The sequence below is a fragment of the Streptomyces sp. NPDC001848 genome (genome assembly GCF_042891915.1).
GTDB lineage: Bacteria > Actinomycetota > Actinomycetes > Streptomycetales > Streptomycetaceae > Streptomyces.
Window position 1 is genome coordinate 271339 of the sequence record NZ_JBIATP010000012.1, and the last position, 22030, is coordinate 293368.

General features: G+C 72.0%; 20 protein-coding genes. 9 read left to right on the forward strand and 11 right to left on the reverse strand.

Annotation, left to right across the window (positions count from 1 at the left end):
* The 5 genes from ACFYZJ_RS25650 to ACFYZJ_RS25670 form a co-directional block, all read right to left on the reverse strand.
* Window positions 1–560, reverse strand: a 560-nt coding sequence (locus ACFYZJ_RS25650; RefSeq protein ID WP_388571624.1) for a NuoI/complex I 23 kDa subunit family protein, incomplete at its 3' end; no start/stop codon positions are given.
* The gene (locus ACFYZJ_RS25655; RefSeq protein ID WP_388571625.1) at window positions 561–1529 is read right to left on the reverse strand and encodes an NADH-quinone oxidoreductase subunit H; all 969 of its coding nucleotides are present in this window, start codon (window positions 1527–1529) and stop codon (window positions 561–563) included.
* Entirely contained in the window at window positions 1526–2896 is a 1371-nt protein-coding gene (locus ACFYZJ_RS25660) for an NADH-quinone oxidoreductase subunit C (protein ID WP_388571627.1), read from the reverse strand. The genes ACFYZJ_RS25655 and ACFYZJ_RS25660 overlap by 4 nt, the downstream gene beginning before the upstream one ends.
* Window positions 2893–3522, reverse strand: coding sequence for an NADH-quinone oxidoreductase subunit B (locus ACFYZJ_RS25665; protein WP_388571628.1), 630 nt, complete (start codon window positions 3520–3522; stop codon window positions 2893–2895). Before ACFYZJ_RS25665 ends, ACFYZJ_RS25660 begins: the two co-directional genes overlap by 4 nt.
* The gene (locus ACFYZJ_RS25670) at window positions 3513–3914 is read right to left on the reverse strand and encodes an NADH-quinone oxidoreductase subunit A (protein WP_388571630.1); all 402 of its coding nucleotides are present in this window, start codon (window positions 3912–3914) and stop codon (window positions 3513–3515) included. Before ACFYZJ_RS25670 ends, ACFYZJ_RS25665 begins: the two co-directional genes overlap by 10 nt.
* A gap of 359 nt (window positions 3915–4273) precedes the next feature.
* Here ACFYZJ_RS25670 and ACFYZJ_RS25675 point away from each other — a divergent pair, with 359 nt between their 5' ends.
* The 5 genes from ACFYZJ_RS25675 to ACFYZJ_RS25695 all read left to right on the forward strand — a co-directional run bounded on the left by ACFYZJ_RS25675 (window position 4274) and on the right by ACFYZJ_RS25695 (window position 11262).
* The gene (locus ACFYZJ_RS25675; RefSeq protein ID WP_388571632.1) at window positions 4274–5470 is read left to right on the forward strand and encodes a sensor histidine kinase; all 1197 of its coding nucleotides are present in this window, start codon (window positions 4274–4276) and stop codon (window positions 5468–5470) included.
* 190 nt (window positions 5471–5660) lie between these two features.
* A complete protein-coding gene (locus ACFYZJ_RS25680; RefSeq protein ID WP_388571634.1) occupies window positions 5661–7001 on the forward strand; it encodes a sensor histidine kinase in 1341 nt (446 codons plus the stop codon).
* Between the two features lie 309 nt (window positions 7002–7310).
* Entirely contained in the window at window positions 7311–7970 is a 660-nt protein-coding gene (locus tag ACFYZJ_RS25685) for a LuxR C-terminal-related transcriptional regulator (protein WP_388571679.1), read from the forward strand.
* A 291-nt stretch (window positions 7971–8261) separates the two neighbouring features.
* Complete coding sequence (locus tag ACFYZJ_RS25690) at window positions 8262–10190, forward strand: 2-oxoacid:acceptor oxidoreductase subunit alpha (protein ID WP_388571635.1); 1929 nt, start codon at window positions 8262–8264, stop codon at window positions 10188–10190.
* Window positions 10183–11262, forward strand: coding sequence for a 2-oxoacid:ferredoxin oxidoreductase subunit beta (locus tag ACFYZJ_RS25695; protein ID WP_388571637.1), 1080 nt, complete (start codon window positions 10183–10185; stop codon window positions 11260–11262). Before ACFYZJ_RS25690 ends, ACFYZJ_RS25695 begins: the two co-directional genes overlap by 8 nt.
* A 13-nt stretch (window positions 11263–11275) precedes the next feature.
* Here the strand turns inward: ACFYZJ_RS25695 and ACFYZJ_RS25700 are convergent, their stop codons facing one another.
* Window positions 11276–11686 (reverse strand): winged helix-turn-helix transcriptional regulator, encoded by a 411-nt coding sequence (locus tag ACFYZJ_RS25700; protein ID WP_388571639.1) that lies wholly within the window; start codon window positions 11684–11686, stop codon window positions 11276–11278.
* A gap of 92 nt (window positions 11687–11778) precedes the next feature.
* Here ACFYZJ_RS25700 and ACFYZJ_RS25705 point away from each other — a divergent pair, with 92 nt between their 5' ends.
* Window positions 11779–12633, forward strand: a complete 855-nt coding sequence (locus ACFYZJ_RS25705) for an SDR family oxidoreductase (protein ID WP_388571641.1) — start codon at window positions 11779–11781, stop codon at window positions 12631–12633.
* A 137-nt stretch (window positions 12634–12770) separates the two neighbouring features.
* Entirely contained in the window at window positions 12771–13757 is a 987-nt protein-coding gene (rarD, locus tag ACFYZJ_RS25710) for an EamA family transporter RarD (protein WP_388571642.1), read from the forward strand.
* Window positions 13758–13761: 4 nt separating this feature from the next.
* Here rarD and ACFYZJ_RS25715 read toward each other — a convergent pair whose 3' ends face one another.
* On the reverse strand, window positions 13762–15423 hold the full coding sequence (locus ACFYZJ_RS25715) for a hypothetical protein (protein WP_388571644.1): 1662 nt from the start codon (window positions 15421–15423) through the stop codon (window positions 13762–13764).
* A 255-nt stretch (window positions 15424–15678) separates the two neighbouring features.
* Here ACFYZJ_RS25715 and ACFYZJ_RS25720 point away from each other — a divergent pair, with 255 nt between their 5' ends.
* Window positions 15679–16227 carry a DUF6668 family protein gene (locus tag ACFYZJ_RS25720; RefSeq protein WP_388571646.1) on the forward strand — a complete coding sequence of 183 codons (549 nt, stop codon included), beginning with the start codon at window positions 15679–15681 and terminating at the stop codon, window positions 16225–16227.
* A gap of 2 nt (window positions 16228–16229) precedes the next feature.
* Window positions 16230–16772, forward strand: a complete 543-nt coding sequence (locus ACFYZJ_RS25725; protein WP_388571647.1) for an NUDIX hydrolase — start codon at window positions 16230–16232, stop codon at window positions 16770–16772.
* 51 nt (window positions 16773–16823) lie between these two features.
* On the opposite strand, the gene ACFYZJ_RS25730 is transcribed toward ACFYZJ_RS25725, so the two are convergent.
* The 4 genes from ACFYZJ_RS25730 to ACFYZJ_RS25745 all read right to left on the reverse strand — a co-directional run bounded on the left by ACFYZJ_RS25730 (window position 16824) and on the right by ACFYZJ_RS25745 (window position 21290).
* Window positions 16824–17699 (reverse strand): ABC transporter permease, encoded by an 876-nt coding sequence (locus ACFYZJ_RS25730; protein WP_388571649.1) that lies wholly within the window; start codon window positions 17697–17699, stop codon window positions 16824–16826.
* Complete coding sequence (locus ACFYZJ_RS25735) at window positions 17686–18684, reverse strand: ABC transporter ATP-binding protein (protein WP_388571651.1); 999 nt, start codon at window positions 18682–18684, stop codon at window positions 17686–17688. Before ACFYZJ_RS25735 ends, ACFYZJ_RS25730 begins: the two co-directional genes overlap by 14 nt.
* Before the next feature lie 39 nt (window positions 18685–18723).
* On the reverse strand, window positions 18724–19965 hold the full coding sequence (locus ACFYZJ_RS25740) for an outer membrane lipoprotein carrier protein LolA (protein WP_388571653.1): 1242 nt from the start codon (window positions 19963–19965) through the stop codon (window positions 18724–18726).
* Window positions 19966–20279: 314 nt separating this feature from the next.
* On the reverse strand, window positions 20280–21290 hold the full coding sequence (locus ACFYZJ_RS25745) for a polyprenyl synthetase family protein (RefSeq protein WP_388571654.1): 1011 nt from the start codon (window positions 21288–21290) through the stop codon (window positions 20280–20282).
* Window positions 21291–22030: the final 740 nt, after the last annotated feature.

A 22030-nucleotide genomic window follows, 5' to 3' on the forward strand; every position in this document is an offset into this window, starting at 1 on the left:
GCATCGCTGGGCCCGGTGGCTTCGCTGGGCTCGGCCTGGGCGGCGGCCAGTTTCTCGGCGGTCTTGCGGGCGGCGGCGATCTCCTTGGGTTCCTCGGCGCCGGGGTCGAGGGCGGGCGGGGCCGGCACGGTCCACATCCACTCGCGGAGCTTGTCGCGCTCGTGGGTGAGGTCACGGATGTCGGTCTCGGCGTACTCGAACTCCGGGGACCAGAACAGGGCGTCGAAGGGGCAGACCTCGATGCAGATGCCGCAGTACATGCAGAGGGAGAAGTCGATGGCGAAGCGGTCCAGGACGTTGCGGCTGCGTTCACGGCCGCCGGGGGTGGCGGGCGGGACCGTCTCCTTGTGGGAGTCGATGTAGATGCACCAGTCCGGGCACTCGCGGGCGCACAGCATGCAGACCGTGCAGTTCTCCTCGAACAGGCCGATGACACCGCGGCTGCGGGGCGGCAGCGCGGGCTGGGCGTCGGGGTACTGCTCGGTGACGGACTTCTTCGTCATCGTGCGCAGGGTGACGGCCAGGCCCTTGGCGAGGCCGGAGCCAGGAACGGGGGCCATTTAGGAGATCACCACCTTGACGATGCCGGTGAGGGCGATCTGGGCGAGGGAGAGGGGGATGAGGAGGGTCCAGGAGAGCTTCTGGAGCTGGTCCTCGCGCAGCCGGGGGTAGGTGACGCGCAGCCAGATGACGACGAAGGCGAGGATCGCGGTCTTCAGCAGCGTCCAGAGCCAGCCGAGACCGGAGTCGCCCCAGGGGCCGTGCCAGCCGCCCAGGAAGAGGACGGTGGTCAGGCCGCACAGGACGATGATCCCGGCGTACTCGGCGAGCAGGAACAGGGCGAAACGGAGACCGGTGTACTCGGTGTACGCACCGAAGATGATCTCCGAGTCGGCCACGGGCATGTCGAAGGGCGGGCGTTGCAGCTCGGCGAGGCCGGCGACGAAGAAGACGATCGCGCCGACGATCTGCCAGGGCAGCCACCACCACTGGAAGGCGTCGAGGATGCCGGGGAGCGAGACGGTACCCGCCGCCATGGCGACCGAGGCGGCGGCGAGCAGCATGGGGAGTTCGTAGGCGAGGAGCTGGGCGGCGGTGCGGAGGCCGCCGAGCAGGGAGAACTTGTTGGCCGAGGCCCAGCCGGCCATGAGGGAGCCGAGGACGCCGACGCCCATGACGGCGAGGACGAAGAAGATGCCCGCGTCGATGACCTCGCCGACGGCGCTCTCGCTCGGGCCGATGGGGATGGCGAGCAGCACGAGGAGGTAGGGCAGCAGGGCGACGGCGGGGGCCGCCTGGAAGATACGGCGGTCGGCGCCCGCCGGGACGACGTCCTCCTTCTGCGCGAACTTCACGCCGTCGGCGACGAGCTGGGCCCAGCCGTGGAAGCCGCCCGCGTACATGGGGCCGAGGCGGCCCTGCATATGGGCCATGACCTTGTGTTCGGTCTGGCCGACGATCAGCGGGAAGGTGAGGAAGACGACGAACACGACGAGGAGTCGCAGGGCGACGTCGAGAGCGCCGTTCACTGCGTGCCTCCTGGGGGGTCGTCGGGGTTCGGGGACTTCGGGGTGTGCTGTGCGTGGTCGGGCTCGGCGTCGCCGGGGCGGGCTTCCCCACGGTGGGCTTCCCCGCCGGGCGTGTCGGGCTCCGCCGCGGGAGCGGGACCGGCTTCCGCGGCTTGCGGCGCGGGGTGCGCGGTCTCGGGCCGGGGTTCCGAGGCTTCGGTCGCGGGGCGCGCGGGTTCGGCCGTTGGCTCCGCCGGACTCTCAGGGGCGGCGGGCTCCGGCTCGGGCTCGTCGAAGGCCGGGCGGGCGTGGTGCCAGGGGGCGTCCGAGCCGCGGGGGGCTACAGCGGGCCCACGGGGCGTGCCCTCGGCTGCCGGGGCCCCGGCACGCTGAGAAGCCGAACCCTCGGACGCACTGCGCGCACGGCGCGGCCCGACGGGAGAAGCCGCCGACTCGGCACCGCCCTCGGCGCGCTGCGAGGCGGAGCCCTCCGACGCGCTGCGGGCACGGCGTGGGCCGGCGGGAGTCGTCGGCGCCGTGTCCTCAGCCGCACGCTGCGAGGCGGAACCCTCGGAAACGCTCCGGGCACGCCGCGGACCGGCCGGAGCCGCCGGTGCCGTCTCCCCCACCCCACGCTGCGAGGCCGAACCCTCCGACGCGCTCCGAGCACGTCGCGGGGGCGCCGCCGTCTCCGTGGGTTCGCCCGGGGCGGGGGCGGCCTGGCTCGCGGAGCCCTCGGCTGCCGTGCGGGTGCGGCGTACGGGGCGTTCGCCCGCCGCGCGGCCTGCGGCCCGGGCCGGGCGGGTGGGGGCCGGGGGGAGCTGGCCCTTGAGGGGGCCCCACTCGTTCGGGTCGGGGACGCCCGGTGGCAGCATCTGGCGCCGCTTGGGTCCGCCGTGGTCGGACTCGCCCGGCTCCTTGGCACCGGGCCACGCCTTGGCGACCCGGGCCGCCAGCACGAAGTCCTTGCGCAGCGGGTGACCCTCGAAGCCGTCGGGCAGGAGCAGGTGGTCCAGCGCCGGGTGGCCCTCGAAGGTGATGCCGAACATCTCGTGGGTCTCGCGTTCGTGCCAGGCGGCGCCCGCGTAGACATCCACGGCGGAGGGCAGGACGGGTGCCCCGTGCGGGACGGTCGTACGGACGAGGAGCCGGCGGACCGGGGACAGGGCCACCACATGGGCCGAGACGCGCAGGCCCGTGCCCGGTTCGTCGACCGCGCTCAGCCAGTCGAAGTACGTGCAGCCCAGCTCGTCGCGCGCGACCCGGAGCGCCTCGGTCCAGCCCGTCGGGGGCACGTCGACGGTCAGGACCTCGTACGACTCCTCGGCCGTGGCCTCGGGGCCGAAGAGGTCCTCGGCGGACGCGGGCAGCCAGCCGACGGCAGTCATGAGCCCACCTCCGGACCGGGCGCCGGCCCCGAGGGGGGCGACGGCGGCCGGACCAGGCCGCTCTGCAGGGCCGCGGTGGACGGCCGCGAGGAGCCGTACCGCTCCCCCAGCGACTCGCGCGCGATCTTCTCCTGGAGCTTGAGGATGCCCTGGAGCAGTGCCTCGGGACGCGGCGGGCAGCCGGGGACGTACACGTCCACCGGGATGATCTGGTCGACACCCTTCGTGACGGAGTACGAGTCCCAGTACGGGCCGCCGCAGTTCGAGCACGCGCCGAACGAGATGACGTACTTCGGCTCGGGCATCTGCTCGTACAGGCGTTTGACGGCCGGAGCCATCTTGTCCGTGACCGTGCCGGACACCACCATCAGGTCGGCCTGGCGCGGGCCCGGCGCGAACGGGATGACACCGAGGCGGATGAAGTCGTGGCGAGCCATCGACGCGGCGATGAACTCGATCGCGCAGCAGGCGAGGCCGAAGTTGAAGACCCACAGCGAATAGCGGCGTCCCCAGTTCAGGATCACCTTCATCGGCTCGGGGGCGAGCCGGGCCAGCGCGCCCAGCCTCTTGGGCTCCGGAAGCAGCACAGGGCCCGTGGCCTCGGTGGTCGAGGGGTTCACGTCCATGTCAGGACCCCCTTCTTGTACGCGTAGAGCAGTCCCACGGCCAGGAAGCCGAGGAAGACGAACATCTCCACGAGGGTGGTCGCTCCGTACCGCGGGTCGGCGAAGACCGTGGCCCACGGGAAGAGGAAGATCGAGTCGACCGCGAAGATCACGTACAGGAACGCGTAGACGTAGTAGCGGACCTGCGTGTGGGCCCAGCCCTCGCCGACGGGATCGACGCCGCACTCGTACGTCAGGAGCTTCTCGGGCGTGGGCACGACAGGGCGCAGCAGGCGGCCCGCGCCGAAGGCGACGGCGACGAAGAGCACGCCGACGACGGCGAGCAGCCCGACGACGGAGTAGGACCGGAAGTAGTCCGCCGCCACGACAGCGACGGCGGTCGGATGCGGCACGTCAGCCCCTCGCTCCCTGACCTCGTGATCCTGGTGAACCCGGTGAATCTGTGATTCGACGATCTGTACGCACGGGAGTCTAGGCCCTGCTAAAGAGAGCGTAAGCAGTCCGTCGCACCTCGAGATGCCCTGGTACAGGCCGTGCACGCCCCCGGCTCGTCTCACGTACCCCTGGCACGGCCTGGATCACCGCTCCCACCGACCCGATCGGCGGAGGGTGGGGGCACCCCGAGGAAGCCACGGCGGTCGGCCTCATGGTGCGGCGGCGCGGCACACGGCAGGCTGGCGGACATCACCGTAGGAGCCGGGGCACATGACCGGACGGGGGCCGGGGGCATGACCGAACGAGGTCGGGGGCTATGACCGAACGCAAGAGGAGCACGGGCGTCTTGGACGGCGAGCAGCCGCCACCCGTGCGCACGGCCCTGGACGGGCACACCTGGCGGGAGATCGCGCATCTTCTGGCGAATCTTCCGATGTCGCTGATCGGGTTCACGTACGTGGTCACGGTGCTGTGCACGGGCGGGGCGCTGACGGTGACCGTGACCGGGGTCCCGTTGCTCGCCGCCGGTCTGCTGGGCGCGCGGCAGCTGGGCAAGCTGGAGCGGGCGCGGGCCAGGGCGCTGCTCGGGATGCGGGTGGAGGAGCCGACTCCGCTGCCGATGCGCAGGAGCGGCGGGGCGCTGCGGTGGCTGTCGATGACGTTGAAGGACCCGGTGGGCTGGCGGACGCTGCTGTACGGCTTCGTCCGGCTGCCCTGGGGCGTCCTGAGCTTCACGGTGACGTTCGTGTCGCTGTTCGTGCTGTGGCCGGTCCTGCCCTTCCTCGCGCGCGGGCTCAGCAATGTGGACCGGGCGATGGTGCGCGGCCTGCTGTCGCCCTCCGACGAGTTGGAGCGGCGTATCGCCGAACTGGAGTCCGACCGTGGCGTGGTCGTGGACACGGCGGCGGCCGATCTGCGGCGCATCGAACGTGATCTGCACGACGGGGCGCAGGCGCGCCTGGTCAACCTGGCGATGGGACTCGGCCTCGCCAAGGAGAAGCTGCTCGAGGATCCGGACTCGGCGGCGGCGATGGTCGAGGAGGCGCACGGCGAGGTGAAGCTGGCGCTGCAGGAGCTGCGGGACCTCGCCCGCGGCATCCATCCGGCGGTCCTCACCGACCGCGGCCTGGACGCCGCGCTGTCGGCGGTCGCCACGCGCTGCACGGTGCCGGTGAAGGTGACCGTGGACCTCGATGCGAGACCGGCCGCGGCGATCGAGGGCATCGCCTACTTCACGGTCTCCGAGCTGTTGCAGAACATCAGCAAGCACAGCCGGGCCAGGTCCGCCTCGGTGGAGGTGTGGCGGGCGAAGGAACGGCTGCTCATCCAGGTGTGGGACGACGGCCGCGGGGGCGCGCGTCTGGAGGGCGGCACGGGGATGGCGGGGCTCGCGGAGCGGCTGGACGCGGTGGACGGCCTGTTCGTCGTCGACTCGCCGGTGGGCGGGCCCACGACGGTCACGGCGGAGCTGCCGTGGCGGGACCGCGGGGACGAGGGACGGCGGCGCGGGTAGCGGGGGCACGGAGGTGCGGAGGCACGGACGTGCGGAGGCACGGACGTGCGGGGGGCGCGTCCGGGGTGGGGAAAACCCCCGGTTGAAGACGCCGACGCGCTCCATGGCCGGGCGGCTGCGGACCCGGCAGGGTGGAGACCCGAACCGGGGTGGACGACCAGCAGACACGACCAGGAGAACGGACGAGCCGATGGCCACGCAGTACGGGCAGGGGTACGGAGAGTCCGGCTTCCGGCGCACCGGGAGCCGGCCGCACCGGATTCCGGTGGCGCTGCGGGCGCCGATCGAGGCGCGCAGCCGGCGCGAGTTCTGCTACCTGCTGCTGAGCCTGCCGATCGGGATCGCGATGTTCGTCTACAGCGTCACGATGTTCTCGATCGGGGCGGGCCTCCTGGTGACGTTCCTGGGCATCCCGGTGCTCGCGGCGGCGCTCGCCGGGTGCCGTGGGTTCGGGGCGCTGGAACGGGCCCGGGCGCGGGGGCTGCTGGGGCTGGAGGTGGCCGCTCCGGAGCCGCTGCGGATGAACGGGCGCGGGCCGATGGCGTGGGTGGGGGCGGTGCTCAGGAGCGGGACGTCGTGGCGGCACATGCTGTACACGGTGCTGCAGTTCCCCTGGGCGGTCTTCTCGTTCTCGGTCGGGGTCACCTTCTGGACGTGCGGGTGGTCGATGGTGACGTATCCACTGTGGTTCTGGGTGTTCCCGACGTACGCCGGTCAGGGCGGGATCCAGGTGTACGCCGACGAGACGCACCACGTGTACCTCGACAACCCGTTCGAGATCACGGTGACCGCGCTGGTGGGGCTGCTGATCACGCTGGCCACCCCGTGGATCGTCCGGGGGCTGACGACCGTGGACCGGCTGCTGGTGCACGGGCTGCTCGGGCCGTCGCGGCTGGCGACCCGGGTGGTGGAGCTGGAGTCGGACCGCGGGGCGGTGGTGGACACGGCGGCGGCGGATCTGCGGCGCATCGAGCGTGATCTCCACGACGGGGCGCAGGCCCGGCTGGTGGCGCTGGCCATGGATCTGGGGCTGGCGAAGGAGAAGCTGGCGGAGGATCCGCAGGCGGCTGCGCGGATGGTGGAGGACGCGCACGGTGAGGTGAAGACGGCGCTGCAGGAGCTGCGCGACCTGGCCCGGGGCATCCATCCGGCGGTGCTGACGGACCGGGGGCTGGACGCGGCGCTGTCGGCGGTGGCCTCGCGGTGCGCCGTGCCGGTGGTGGTGGACGTGGACCTGCCGTCGCGGCCGGCGCCGGCGATCGAGGGGATCGCCTACTTCACGGTGTCGGAGCTGCTGCAGAACGTCAGCAAGCACGCGCGGGCGTCACGGGCGGCGGTGGATGTGTGGCGGGCGGCGGACCGGCTGCTGCTGCAGGTGACCGATGACGGGGTGGGCGGTGCGGACGCCTCCGGCGGGTCGGGGCTTGCGGGGCTGGCGGGGCGGCTCGATGCGGTGGACGGTGTACTGGTGGTGGATTCGCCGGTCGGGGGGCCTACGCGGATCATCGCGGAGTTGCCCTGGCGGGCGTAGGGGCACCCGTCGCGGGCCGCGCCGAGCCGAGCCGCGACGAGCTGATCGGTCCGCCCTTCGCCGCCCCTTCCCGTTGCGCCCGCACCGCCCCACCGGTCCGCCCCGGGGCTCGCCGCGGGCCCCTGACCTCCCAACCCGCCCCGAACCCCTGCTCGCGGCCCGGCCCGGCCCCCAATCCCGCCCGGTCATCGCCCGACACACCCCTCATTCAGCCGGCCGCCACCCCGCACAGGTCCCGAGCCTGGAATGCTGGAGCCTGTCGTGCGACCGGAGCGAGGCTGTGGGGGGCCGGGGATCGTGGAGGACAGGGTGCGGGTCGTCATCGCCGAGGATTCTGTGCTGCTCAGGGAGGGACTGACCCGGCTGCTGACCGACCGTGGGCATGATGTCGTCGCGGGTGTCGGGGACGCGGACGCATTGATCAAGACCATCACCGAACTGGCGGACCAGGGTCAGTTGCCCGACGTGGTCGTCGCCGACGTGCGGATGCCGCCGACCCACACCGACGAGGGTGTCCGGGCGGCGGTCCAGCTGCGCAGGGCGTACCCCGGGCTGGGCGTGCTCGTGCTGTCGCAGTACGTGGAGGAGCGGTACGCCACCGAACTGCTGGCCGGTTCCAGTCGAGGCGTCGGCTATCTGCTCAAGGACCGGGTCGCCGAGGTGCGCGAGTTCGTGGACGCCGTGGTGCGCGTCGCCGAAGGGGGCACCGCGCTGGACCCCGAGGTGGTCGCGCAGTTGCTCGGGCGCAGCCGTAAGCAGGACGTGCTGGCGGCCCTCACCCCGCGGGAGCGGGAGGTCCTAGGGCTGATGGCCGAGGGGCGGACGAACTCCGCGATCGCCCGGCAGCTCGTCGTGAGCGACGGGGCGGTCGAGAAGCACGTCAGCAACATCTTCCTGAAGCTCGGCCTGTCCCCGAGTGACGGGGATCACCGGCGTGTTCTGGCCGTGCTCACCTATCTCAACTCCTGATCGACTGACACTGTGTCAGGCGGCGGGGGCCGGTCCCGGACCATCACCGGGGTTCCGGCGTCGCCGAGCACCGCTGCGGTACCGAGCACCAAAGGATGAGTGGGGCACGTCTTCACGAGCAGTCCGGGAGGTGGGGCACATCATGGCAAATCGGGGCGCCGGACCGTCTCACAATGGTGTCCATCATGCGAACGGCCGAGGGAAGGCGACCCTTACCGACGTAGGGTTGATCCTGGGAAGGCCGGTGGGACGGCCGCTCCCAGACAGCCGCCTCGAGGGAGGTCCAGTTCAGTGACCAGCCAGGTCAGCAGTCCAGCGGGACAGGCGGACGGAGCCGTCGTAGGAGAACAGCGCAAACCGGCGGGCACGAAGGACGTGCGCCGGCTCGACCGGGTGATCATCCGGTTCGCGGGAGACTCCGGTGACGGTATGCAGCTCACCGGTGACCGTTTCACCTCGGAGACGGCGTCCTTCGGCAACGACCTGTCCACACTGCCGAACTTCCCCGCCGAGATCCGCGCCCCCGCCGGGACGCTGCCGGGTGTCTCGTCGTTCCAGCTGCACTTCGCCGACCACGACATCCTCACCCCGGGCGACGCCCCGAACGTGCTGGTGGCGATGAACCCGGCCGCGCTGAAGGCCAATGTGGGCGACCTGCCGCGCGGCGCGGAGATCATCGTCAACACCGACGAGTTCACCAAGCGAGCGATGCAGAAGGTCGGCTACGACGCCTCGCCGCTGGAGGACGGCTCGCTGGACGGCTACAACGTCCACCCGGTGCCGCTGACCACGCTCACCGTCGAGGCCCTCAAAGACTTCGACCTCACCCGCAAGGAGGCCGAGCGCAGCAAGAACATGTTCGCGCTGGGCCTGCTGAGCTGGATGTACCACCGGCCCACCGAGGGCACCGAGACGTTCCTGAAGACGAAGTTCGCCAAGAAGCCGGACATCGCCGCCGCGAACATCGCCGCGTTCCGGGCGGGGTGGAACTTCGGGGAGACGACGGAGGACTTCGCGGTCTCCTACGAGGTCGCCCCGGCCGTCAAGGCGTTCCCGGTGGGCACCTACCGCAACATCTCCGGGAACCTGGCCCTGGCGTACGGCCTGATCGCGGCCTCCCGCCAGGCGGACCTGCCGCTGTTCCTGGGCTCGTACCCGATCACCCCGGCCTCGGACATCCTGCACGAGTTGTCCAAGCACAAGAACTTCGGTGTGCGCACCTTCCAGGCCGAGGACGAGATCGCCGGCATCGGCGCGGCCCTCGGTGCCGCCTTCGGCGGATCCCTGGCCGTCACCACGACCTCCGGGCCGGGCATCGCGCTCAAGAGCGAGACGATCGGCCTCGCGGTCTCCCTGGAGCTGCCGCTGCTGATCGTCGACATCCAGCGCGGCGGCCCGTCCACCGGTCTGCCCACCAAGACCGAGCAGGCGGACCTGCTGCAGGCGATGTACGGCCGCAACGGCGAGGCCCCGGTCCCGGTGATCGCCCCGCGCACCCCGGCGGACTGCTTCGACGCGGCCCTGGAGGCGGCCCGGATCGCGCTCACCTACCGCACCCCGGTCTTCCTGCTCTCCGACGGCTACCTGGCCAACGGCTCGGAGCCGTGGCGCATCCCCGAACTGGACGAGCTGCCCGACCTCCGGGTGCAGTTCGCCCAGGGCCCGAACCACACCCTGGACGACGGCACCGAGGTGTTCTGGCCGTACAAGCGCGACCCGCAGACCCTGGCCCGCCCGTGGGCGGTCCCGGGCACGCCCGGCCTGGAGCACCGGATCGGCGGCATCGAGAAGCAGGACGGCACCGGCAACATCTCCTACGACCCCGCCAACCACGACTTCATGGTCCGCACCCGCCAGGCGAAGGTCGACGGGATCGCGGTACCCGATGTGGAGGTGGACGACCCGGACGGCGCGAGCACCCTGGTGCTGGGGTGGGGCTCCACGTACGGGCCGATCACCGCGGCCGTGCGCCGGCTGCGCGCGGCCGGGGAGTCGATCGCGCAGGCCCATCTGCGGCACGTCAACCCGTTCCCGCGGAATCTCGGCACGGTGCTGAAGCGTTACCACAAGGTGGTGATCCCGGAGATGAACCTCGGCCAGCTCGCCACCCTCATCCGGGCGAAGTACCTGGTCGACGCCCACTCCTACAACCAGGTCAACGGCATGCCGTTCAAGGCGGAGCAGCTCGCCGCGGCGCTCAAGGAGGCCATCGATGGCTGAGACGACCACGGAAGGCACGGGCACGATCGAGGCGCTTTCCCTCGTCCCCAAGGCCGTGGCGAGGCAGTCCATGAAGGACTTCAAGTCCGATCAGGAAGTGCGCTGGTGCCCCGGCTGCGGTGACTACGCGATCCTCGCCGCCGTCCAGGGCTTCATGCCGGAACTGGGCCTCGCGCGGGAGAACATCGTCTTCGTTTCGGGGATCGGCTGCTCGTCCCGCTTCCCGTACTACATGAACACGTACGGAATGCACTCCATCCACGGCCGGGCGCCCGCGATCGCGACCGGTCTCGCGGCCTCGCGGCGCGATCTGAGCGTGTGGGTGGTCACCGGTGACGGCGACGCGCTGTCCATCGGCGGCAACCACCTGATCCACGCGCTGCGCCGCAACGTCAACCTGAAGATCCTGCTGTTCAACAACCGGATCTACGGCCTGACCAAGGGCCAGTACTCCCCCACCTCCGAGGTCGGCAAGATCACCAAGTCGACCCCCATGGGCTCCCTCGACGCGCCGTTCAACCCGGTCTCGCTGGCCCTCGGCGCCGAGGCGTCCTTCGTGGCCCGCACGATCGACTCCGACCGCAAGCACCTCACGGAGGTGCTGCGCCAGGCCGCCGCCCACCCGGGCACGGCGCTGATCGAGATCTACCAGAACTGCAACATCTTCAACGACGGCGCCTTCGACGCGCTCAAGGACAAGCAGAGCGCCGAGGAGGCCCTGATCCGGCTGGAGCACGGGCAGCCGATCCGGTTCGGGGCGGAGGGCTCGCGCGGTGTCGTACGGGACCGGCAGACCGGCGATCTGAAGGTCGTCACCGTCACCCCGGAGAACGAGGCGGACGTCCTGGTCCACGACGCGCACGCCGACTCCTCCACCACGGCCTTCGCGCTCTCCCGGCTCGCCGACCCGGACACCCTGTACCAAACCCCCATCGGAGTGTTCCGGTCCGTCGAGCGGCCCGTCTACGACACGGCGATGGCCGACCAGCTCGACGCCGCCATCGAGCAGAACGGCAAGGGCGACCTGGCCACCCTGCTCGCCGGCGGGGACACCTGGACCGTCGTCGGCTGAGCGGTGCCGTTGTTCACGAGGCCCGGGCGGACAGCGCCCGGGCCTCGTCGTATGCCTGGCGGGCCTTCTCCACGTCCGCCATGCGGTCATGGGTCCACCGCGCCAGCGCCCGCACCTGCTCGGCGGCCTCGCGGCCCAGGTCGGTGAGGGAGTAGTCGACGCGCGGCGGGATCACGGGCTTGGCGTCCCGGTGCACCAGGCCGTCCCGTTCCAGGGTCTGGAGGGTCTGGGTGAGCATCTTCTCGCTGACGCGGGCGGTGCGCCCGATCGCCCGGCGCAGCTCGCTGAAGCGATGGGGGCGGTCGAGGAGCTCGATCAGGACGAGGACGCCCCAGCGGCTGGTGACGTGTTCCAGGACGAGGCGGTAGGGGCACAGCGCCTCGGCGGCGTCGCGCCTGTCGGCGGCCACAGTACTTACTGTCATGCCAGTACCTTACTTCAAAGTTGGTACTTTCGAATGGTTAGCGCATCTCCTAGGGTGAGTGTCGGAAAGCACCCCACAAGGAGAGCCAAGTCATGAGCATCGTCGTCACCGGAGCCACCGGACACCTCGGCCGTCACGTGGTGGAGCAACTGCTGGAGAAGGTTCCGGCCGAGCAGATCACCGCGGTCGTCCGCACCCCGGAGAAGGCCGCCGACCTCGCCGACCGCGGCGTGCGGATCGCCGTCGCCGACTACAACGCCCCGGAGACCTTCGACGGCCTGTTCTCGGCCGGCGACAAGGTGCTGCTGATCTCCGGAAACGAGTTCGACAAGGGCCGGGTCCAGCAGCACAAGGTGGTCCTGGAGGCCGCCAGGGCCGCCGGAGTCGCCCTCCTCGCCTACACCAGCGCCCCCGGCAGCCTGAAGGCCGCCCTCGCCGACGACCACCGGGCCACCGAGGAGGCCATCCTGGCCTCGGGTGTGCCGTACGTGCTGCTGCGCAACGGCTGGTACCACGAGAACTACACCGAGAACCTCGCCCCCGTCCTCGAGCACGCTGCCGTCGTCCAGGCCGCCGGCGAGGGCCGTGTCTCCTCCGCCTCCCGCGCCGACTACGCGGCCGCCGCGGTCGCCGTGCTGACCGGCGAGGGCCACGAGAACAAGACGTACGAGCTGGGTGGCGACGAGGCCTGGGGCTTCGCCGAGTACGCCGCCGAGCTGAGCAGGCAGACCGGCAGGGAGATCGTGTACAACCCCGTCTCCGTCGAGGCGTACGTGGGGATCCTGAAGGGCGCCGGACTGCCCGAGCCGCTGGCCGCGGTCTTCGCCGGCGTGGACGAGTCCATCGAGCAGGGCGAGCTGGAGGTCACCACCGGCGACCTGTCCCGCCTGGCCGGCCGCCCGACGACCCCGCTCTCCGAGGCGATCACCGCCGCACTCAAGGGCTGAACTCCCCCTTCGGGCCCTTGAGCTTCCCCACCCCCGCCTGTCATGACCGTATGGCGATACGGGCATGACAGGCGAGGGTCCTCGCGCTACCTTCGTGGAGGCTGCACCTGGGCAGCCGCGAGCACGAGGAGGGGCCCGTGGCCGGGAAGCCGAAGGGTGAGCGACGGACAGGCCTGCTGAACGGCTTCGCGGCGTACGGGATGTGGGGTCTCGTCCCGCTGTTCTGGCCCCTGCTGAAGCCCGCCGGGGCGATGGAGATCCTCGCCCACCGGATGGTGTGGTCGCTGGTCCTGGTCGCCTTCGCGCTCCTGGTGATGCGGCGCTGGGCCTGGGCGGGGGAACTGCTGCGGCAGCCACGCCGGCTCGCGCTGATCACGGTCGCCGCGGCGGTCATCACCGTCAACTGGGGCGTCTACATCTGGGCCGTGAACAGCGGCCACGTGGTGGAGGCCTCGCTCGGCTACTTCATCAACCCGCTCGTGACCATCGCGATGGGCGTGCTGCTCCTGAAGGAGCGGCTGCGGCCGGTGCAGTGGGCGGCGGTCGCGGTCGGCTTCGCCGCCGTGCTCGTCCTGACGATCGGCTACGGCCGTCCGCCGTGGATCTCCCTGTGCCTGGCGTTCTCCTTCGCGACCTACGGGCTGGTGAAGAAGAAGATCAGCCTGGGCGGCATCGAGTCGCTGGCCGCGGAGACCGCCGTGCAGTTCGTGCCCGCGCTGGTGTACCTGCTGTGGCTGTCGGGACACGGCGAGTCGACGTTCACGTCCCACGGCGCGGGACACGCGACGCTGCTCGCGGCCACCGGGATCGTCACCGCCCTGCCGCTGGTCTGCTTCGGCGCCGCGGCGATACGGGTGCCGCTGTCCACGCTGGGGCTGCTGCAGTACCTGGCGCCCGTCTTCCAGTTCCTGCTGGGCATCCTCTACTTCCACGAGGCGATGCCGCCCGAGCGCTGGGCGGGCTTCGCACTGGTCTGGCTGGCGCTGTCGCTGCTGACGGCGGACGCGTTGCGCACCGCGCGGCGGGCCGCGCGCATGCTCGGCGGGGCGATCCCGGGTGCACGGGTCGCCACCGGGACGGTGAGCGGCGCCGCGGACATCGATCCGGTGAACACCACGCCGTAGCGGCCTACTGGACGGCGGGTCGTTCGCCGGATGCCTTGCGGGCGCGCTCGGCGAGGCGGTCCATACGGCTGCGGGCCTTCTGGAGCTGGTCCAGATCGTCGGCGGCGGGGCCCTCGGCGGCGGCGAGTTCGCTCCATACGGCGATGAGGTCGCGGCCGAGGAGCAGCCCCTGCAAGGGGTCACGCACGGCACGCCAGGCGGCGGCCGCGCTCTGCACGTTGCCGTAGGCCGCGCGCGCGTCGCCCCGGCGTTGACGGATGCGGGCCAGGTCCAGCGAGAGGTGGAACGAGCGCAGCGGGTCCGCCGCCAGGTAGGCGACGTAGGCGGTGAGTTCGCGCAGGTACAGGACGTCCGGGTGGTCGGTGCCGAGGATCGCGGACGACTCGGCGACGGCCTGCTCGGCCAGCCCGGTGGCTTCCTCGATACGGCCCTCTTTCACGGCCGCGCTGATCCGGGCCATGGGCTCGGCGGCGGGCCCGTCCGCACCCCCGGCCGACGGGTCCCCGAGCACCGCTTCGGCCACGGAGTCGAACTCCCGCACGGGCGGCTCCTTGACCTCGTCGTCCTCGACGGCGGCGACGGGGGTGGTCCTGGGCTCGGGGGCGGGCTCCCGGCCGGGAGTGGTCCTGGGCTCGGAGGCGGGCTCCCGGCCGGGGGCGGTCCTGGGCTCGGAGGCGGGCTCCCGGCCGGGGGTGGTCCTGGGCTCGGAGGCGGGCTCCCGGCCGGGGGCGGCGTCGGGGTCGAGGTTCGCGTCCGTGGCGGGAGGCGCGGCGACTTCGGGCGTCGGGAGGGACGAAGGCGCGGCGGCGGGCCAGGCAGGGGTGCGGCGCTCGGGGGCTGCGGAAGACCCAGGGGTGGCGGGCGGTGCGGGGGGCATGACCGGCGGTGGGCCGAACGTTCCGGTCGGCGCGGAGACCGTGCCGGGGGACGGCGGTGCGGGCGGCAGGGGGGTGCCGCCGTGGTGCGGGGCACCCGGGAGGGCCTGGGCCGGCCCGGACGTCGCGGTGATGAAGGCAACCCGCTCGGGCACGGCCCGCAGGGCGAATGTGGCGACGGCACGGCCGGGGGGCGCGGGGGCGGACGACCCGGCCACGGACTCGGCGGGCATCGGCTGCGGGCCGGGCCCGGCCCCGGCCACGGACTCGGCGGGCCCCGACCGCAGCGCGGGCGCGGCCCCCGTCACGGACTCGGCGGGCCCCGACCGCGGCGCGGAGGCGGGCCTCCCGGATGGTGAGGGTGCCGCCGCCTCCGATGGGACGCGCAGTACCCGGGTGGCGGGCTCGGTGCCGGTCGGACCGCCGTCCTCCGCGGACGCGGGCGCCGCTCCCCTCGGTACCGGCTCCCCCGCGAACTCGCTCGAGCCGTCGACGTGGACCCGGATCGGTACGACATAGCCGATCCGTTCGTCGTGCACCGAGGCGAGAACCGGGTGGCCCGTGGCGCGGGCCAGGCGGTGGAGGTGGTCGAGAACGGCCTGCTGGACCGGCTCCCCGGGTCCCGCGACCACCGGCACCCCGCCCACCGTCGCCCCCGGGGCCGGCACACCGTCCGGCGTCCCCGCCGGCACCCGGACCTCGATCGCCGTCACCCCGGACCCCGCACCCCCTCCGGATGCGGCACCCGCGGAGTGGCGGCCCCGCTGCTGTCCGCGGCTGAGTCGAGACATCGTTCCCTCACTCGGGTCGGTCGGTCGGGGGAAGGCGCCCATGTCGTCGTCCGCCTCCATACGGCGTCGCCCCCCCTCGTTTCCGTCCCCGGCCTGGGCGGGGGACCTGCGGCACACCCCTTCGAGTCTCCCGCCCCCGTGCTCGTCCCCGCGTCACCGCCGCGTCACAGCCTCGTCCCAGGAACCGGGGCCCCGGTACCGAACCCTGGCACCGGAGGCGAGGATCGAGGGGCGAGGAGCGACCGAGGAGAGGCGATGCAAGGGATCGCGCGGCAGGGGCCCGGCGGGCCGGAGATCTGGGTCCGCGGGCCGGTGGTCGACGCAGGGGCACCACCGACGGCGTACGCGTACGGCACCGCGAGCCCACGCCGGTGCGCCTGGGTGGCCACCCACGGCGGCGCCGGCGTCTCGACGCTCGCCACCGTCTTCGGCGGCTTCGACGCGGGCCGCCGCTGGCCCCGTCCCGACCAGGGCGAACCCACCTCGGTGCTGCTGGTCGCCCGCACCCACGCGGCCGGCCTGGGGTCCGCCCAGCGGTACCTCGACGTCTTCCGGCGCGGCGAGGCCCCGCCCGGCCTCGCCCTCGGCGCAGTCGTGCTGGTCGCCGACGCACCGGGACGGCTGCCGCGCCCGCTCGCCCAGCGGGTCAGGGCGATCGAGTCGATGACCGGCGTGCACCGTGTGCCCTGGGTGTCGGCCTGGCGCACCGGCGACCTGGGCGGCCGGCCACCCCGCGCGTTGGACCGACTGGCCCGGTTCATCGGTGCGTTCACGCCGTCGGGCGGCGGATCGGAGGTGCGCTGAGCATGCGCTGGACCGTGCACGGCGAGCGGGCGCTGTACGACACACCCTGGGTACGGCTGCGGGCGCTCGATGTCGAGCAGCCCGACGGGACACGCTGCGAGTACCACGTGGTCCGGCTGCGGGACGTCGCCGTCGCCGCGGCCGTCGACCGCGAACAGCGCGTGCTCATGATGTGGCGGCACCGCTTCGTCACCGACACCTGGGCCTGGGAGTTGCCCATGGGCCTGGTCGAGGACGGCGAGGAGCCCGCCGTGGCGGCAGGGCGCGAACTCGAGGAGGAGACCGGGTGGCGCGCGGGCTCGCTGCGACCGCTCCTGTGCGCGGAGCCCGCGGCCGGTGTCACCGACTCCCGGCACCTCGTCTTCCGCACGGACGACGCCACGCACGTCGGCGAGCCGACCGAACGCAACGAGTCCGACCGCCTGGAGTGGATCCCGCTGCCCGAGGTGCGGGCGATGATCGAACGCGGTGAGATCGTCAGCAGCGCCACGCTGGTGGGCGTGATGACCCTGCTGCTCGACCTCGCTCCGGGCCCGGGCGGCTGACCGGGGGCGGCGGGCGGCGGCCAGTGAGAGCACGGCCCTCCCCGCCGCCGCCTACGCCGTGATGTCCTTCGCCGTGAACCGTGCCCACGCCGCCGAGCCGAAGACGGCCGCGTACAGGACCTGCAGGCCCAGGTTGCGTATCAGGTCGTGCCAGTAGACCGGGTCGCGCATCAGGTCCGCGAACGACAGCCAGTAGTGCGAGAAGAAGTAGGGCTGGAGCGCGTGCAACTGCGGTATCTGGTCCATGATCTGGACCGTGATCAGCAGCCCCACCGTCGTCGCCATCGCCGCGATGCCGCTGCCCGTGAGCGTGGAGATGAACAGCCCGAGGGCCGCCACGCCGATCAGGGACGCGGCGACGATCAGCGCGATCAGCAGGGCCCTGCCGAGGCCCTCGGCGAAGCTGATCCGCGTACCGGAGATCGTCGTCAGGTCGCCCAGCGGGAAGAGCAGGGCGCCCACCGCGAACGCCGAGACGGCGACGACGAGGGTGGCGATCAGGCAGAAGGCGATCGTGGTGGCGTACTTGGTGAGCAGCAGGCGGGTACGGCCGGCCGGAGCGACCAGCAGATAGCGCAGGGTGCCGGAGTTCGCCTCGCCCGCGATCGCGTCGCCCGCGATGACACCGATCGCCATCGGCAGGAAGAACGGGAGCGTCGCGGCGAGCGCGGTGAACACCAGGAACAGGCCGTTGTTGGTGATCTGCGCGATGAACGCCGGGCCACCGCCCCCGTCCCGCCCGCCGGACCCGCCGCTCGTCTGGATCTTCACGGCGATCCCGACCAGGACCGGCACGGCGGCGAGCACGGCCAGCAGGGCGAGCGTGCGCCAGCGCCGGAACGTGGTCACCAGTTCGCTGCGCAGCAGCCCGAAGGTCCACAGCGGGCTCGTCCGGCGCAGCACGCCGGTCGCCTCAGCCTGCGACATCGAACCCCTCCCCCGTCAGCGCCACGAACGCGTCCTCCAGGGAGGCACGTTCGACGCCGAAGCCGCGCACGCGGACTCCCGCCGTGACCAACGCGGCGTTCACCTCGGAAAGTTCCCGGTCCGGGGGCTCGGCCGACACCCGGTTCTCCTCCACCACCACGTCGGCCACGCCCTGTTCCTTCAGGACGCGTGCCGCGTCGGTCACGTCCGGGGTGGTGACGACGAGACGTCCGCGTGCCCCGGCCACCAGGTCCGCCACCGCGCCCTGTGCGATCAGCCGGCCCCGCGCCATCACCGCGGCGTGCGTGCAGACCTGCTCGATCTCGTCGAGCAGGTGGGAGGAGAGGAAGACGGTCGTGCCGTCGCAGGCCAGTTCCCTGACCAGGGCGCGGATCTCCCGCATGCCCTGCGGGTCCAGGCCGTTGGTCGGCTCGTCCAGGACGAGGAGCCGGCGGGGCTGGAGCAGGGCGGCCGCGAGACCGAGGCGCTGCTTCATGCCCAGGGAGTACGCCTTCGCCTTCTTCCCCGCGGCCGCCGTGAGGCCGACCCGGTCGAGGGCGGCCGCGACCCGGGCACGCCGGGTGCGCGGGTCGGCGGTGGGGTCGGCGGCGTCGTAGCGCAGGAGGTTGTCACGGCCGGAGAGGAAGCCGTACAGCGCCGGGCCCTCGATGAGGGCGCCGACGTGCGGGAGCACGGCGCGCGAGGCCCGGGGCATGGGCTGCCCCAGCACGCGTGCCGACCCCGAGGTGGGCTCGATCAGGCCCATCAGCATCCGGATGGTGGTGGTCTTGCCGGAGCCGTTGGGCCCGAGGAAGCCGAAGACGCTGCCCGCCGGGACGGTCAGATCGAGTCCGTCCACTGCGAGCTGCCCGCCGCGGTAGCGCTTGGTGAGGGCACGGGTGGCGATGACCGGGGCCTCGGGGTCACTCGCCGCCCGCGCCGGTGAGTCCTTCGACTCCGCTTCCACGGCGGGCAGTTCCTCCATGGGCTCTGCTGCTCCCCTTCGTCCGTACGTCGTACGGGATCACTTCCCCGCGTCGGCCGCCTTCACCAGCGCGTCCTTGGTGACGGCACCCGCGTACACCTTGCCGTCGTCCGTGATCAGGGCGTTGACCAGGCGGGTGGAGAAGACCGTGCCGGAGCCGAACTTGCCGGTGACGTGGTCGCCGAGCGAGTTCAGGAAGCCGGATGCCGCGCCCTTCCCGGACGGCGATCCGGACGGCACGCCGGCCTTGCCGCCGGTGTCGAACACGTAGATCGCGTTCCAGCCCTCGCCGATGGTCTTCGGCGCGCTGCCCCAGGGCGTTCCGCCGGCGTCCTTGTGCCGCGCCCCGCGGCCCTTGTCCCGCGCGTCGCGCCCGGCCTTCAGCTGGTCGCCCTGGGTGACCTTCGTGCCCTTGGGCGGCGTGAAGTCGAACGTCGACGCCGCCGGCTTGGCGAACGAGACCTCGGTGAAGCCCACGTCCAGCACCGCCGCGCCGCCCTTCGCCGGGGTCAGCGTGAACTTCAGCGGCAGCCCGGTCTTCGCGTCCACCGCGATGCTGATCGCACCGACCGTCGTACCCGACTGCTTCGGCCGGATGAGCAGCTTGTACGCGTCCCTGCCCGCGACCTGCGCCGTGCCGTCGACCGTCACGGAGGTGGTCCTGTCGGCCGCCTTCAGGGCCTGATCGGCGAAGTCCCTGGGCGTGGCGGGCACGTCCTTCGGCGCCGCCTCGCCGCTCTTGTGCTCACCCGCACCGGTCGCGTGGTAGGCCTGGTTGGACGCGCTGTCGTACGCCCACACCTGGTCGCCGTTGCGGATGACGCTGTACTCGGCGGCCTTCTCGATGAGCGAGAGCTTCTGCTTGTCCTGGCCGTCGGCGGCGACCCGCACGGTGTGGGTGCCGGAGGCCAGCTCCAGCAGCTTGGAGCTCGGGTCGGCGGCCGAGTCGCCCTTGCCCTGCGCGCCCCGGGAGAGCGCGCCCGAGGCCAGGCTGTTCTCCAGGCCGCCCAGGTTGGGCAGGCCCAGGTCCGTGCTGATGGTCACCGTGCCGGACATCTGCTGGACGTCCGACTTGGCGATCTTCTCGATGAGCTGCTGCGCACTGATCTTCGGCAGGTCGGGGTCCCCGGATCCGGCGAACGCCGGGACCAGCCCGATGGTCGCCGCCGCCACGCCCACGACCGTGACCGGGACGACGTACCGGGCGGCCCTGCGCCGCCCGTCGCGTACGTCCTCGGCCTCCCCGGCGGGTGTGCTGTCGTCGGATTCGTACGGTGCCATGTGTGCCTTACCTCCGTGATCGGCGGCGGCCTGCTGTCTGTGCACTCCCCCCGAGCTCTCGACTTCGCTCGAGCAGGGATGTGCCCCACCCCCCTGCGCCGCCATTCTCCCCCGGACTCCTGTGAGGTGGTCCTCTCCATATGACCAAATCGTCGGGAGGGAAGCGTCAGACCGCGGGGCCAACTCCGCGTACTTCTGGGGTATGACACGACGGGCGGGATGGGGTACCCCACCCGTAGGGGTCGTCAGGGAACACCGAACGGACTGTGACCTGCCTCACGCCTGACGGGGGGATCAGGGCCCTGGGCGGCGCGTCACCCCGCCCGGTGCACCACCGCGTCGCACATGTCCGTCAGGGCCGCCTTCGCGCCGCAGTCCGGCAGCGGGGCCAGGGCCGAGCGGGCGTCCTCCGCGTAGCGGACCGCGTCGCGGCGGGCCTGCTCGAGAGCCGGGTGGACCCGGAGGCGGGCGAGGGCGTCGGCGTGGCGGGCGTCGTCCGTGAGGTCGGAGTCCAGCAGCTCGCACAGGGCGACGTCCTCCGGCAGCCCGTGCCGCTGCGCGCGCTCGCGCAGGCGCAGGACCGGGAGGGTGGCGATGCCCTCGCGCAGGTCCGTCCCCGGGGTCTTGCCCGACTCGTGGGAGTCGGAGGCGATGTCCAGGACGTCGTCGGCCAGCTGGAACGCCACGCCGAGACGCTCGCCGTACTGCGTCAGCACGTCCACGACCGTCTCGTCGGCGCCCGACATCATCGCGCCGAAGCGGCAGGCCACCGCCACCAGGGAGCCCGTCTTGCCGGCGAGGACGTCGAGGTAGTGCTCCACCGGGTCACGGCCGTCCCGCGGGCCCGCCGTCTCCAGGATCTGGCCGGTGACGAGCCGCTCGAAGGCCTCCGCCTGGATACGGACGGCCTCGGGACCGAGATCGGCCAGGATGTGGGACGCCCGGGCGAACAGGAAGTCGCCGGTGAGGACCGCCACCGAGTTGCCCCAGCGGCTGTTCGCGCTGGCCACCCCACGCCGCACCTCGGCCTCGTCCATCACGTCGTCGTGGTACAGCGTGGCGAGGTGGGTGAGCTCCACGACCACGGCGGAGGGGACGACCCCCGGTGCGTACGGGTCACCGAACCGTGCCGCGAGCATGACGAGCAGCGGCCGGAACCGCTTCCCGCCCGCGCGCACGAGATGCTGCGCGGCCTCGGTGATGAAGGGCACCTCGCTCTTCGTGGCGTCGAGCAGCCCTTCCTCGACAGCGGCCAATCCGGCCTGGACATCGGCTTCCAGAGCCTGGTCCCGCACGCTCAGCCCGAACGGCCCGACGACGGTCACGTGAGGTCTCCTGTCTGCTGACGTCTGCTGACGATCACACGGTCGGTAGCGAGGTCGGTCATGTGGTCGATGACGTTGTCGGTCGACTCGGCTCACTGAGTTTGTCGATCTGTCGCCGCCATCACTCAAGTCAGCGTATCCGGTCAGGTTTCGATCACCACGAGTGCCCGCTGTTCCGGGCCGGGCCGTATCGGATCAGGAGCGGCATGTTCTTGATCTTCTTGATCAGGTGATACGAGCGGGTTTGGAGCGACATGGCGGAAAGTCGCCCCCCGTGACGGCCCCGGGGGCCACGCGAGTCCCGGCCGTCCCGCCCGGACGCCATCACCCGGCCGGGCGCACACGCGGCTCGCCCAGGACGCCCGGCTCGCGCGGCTCGCGCGGCTCGCCCGGCTCGCGCGGAACCACGGGACACGCACGCGCACAGACCTGATACGCCATGACGGGTGACGTCGGTCACCACTCTTCCGACCCAGGGCGGGTCCCTGGACGCACGAAGTGTCCGAATTATGCAGATTTTCACCCATAAACATCACCCCTCGACAGCGATCGATGCACCTTTTGCCCGAATTGCCGCCTTGGAGTCCTGAATTACGGGAGACGATCAAGGGACACCCGAGTGAATTAGCTCACGCCCGGACAGGACAGGGCGAAGCATTCGGAGTCTCAACTTCCGCTTTGCTTATGCCAAGTTGAACCTCGTTCAACAATTTGGATCACACCCCTTATTCCCGCATTTC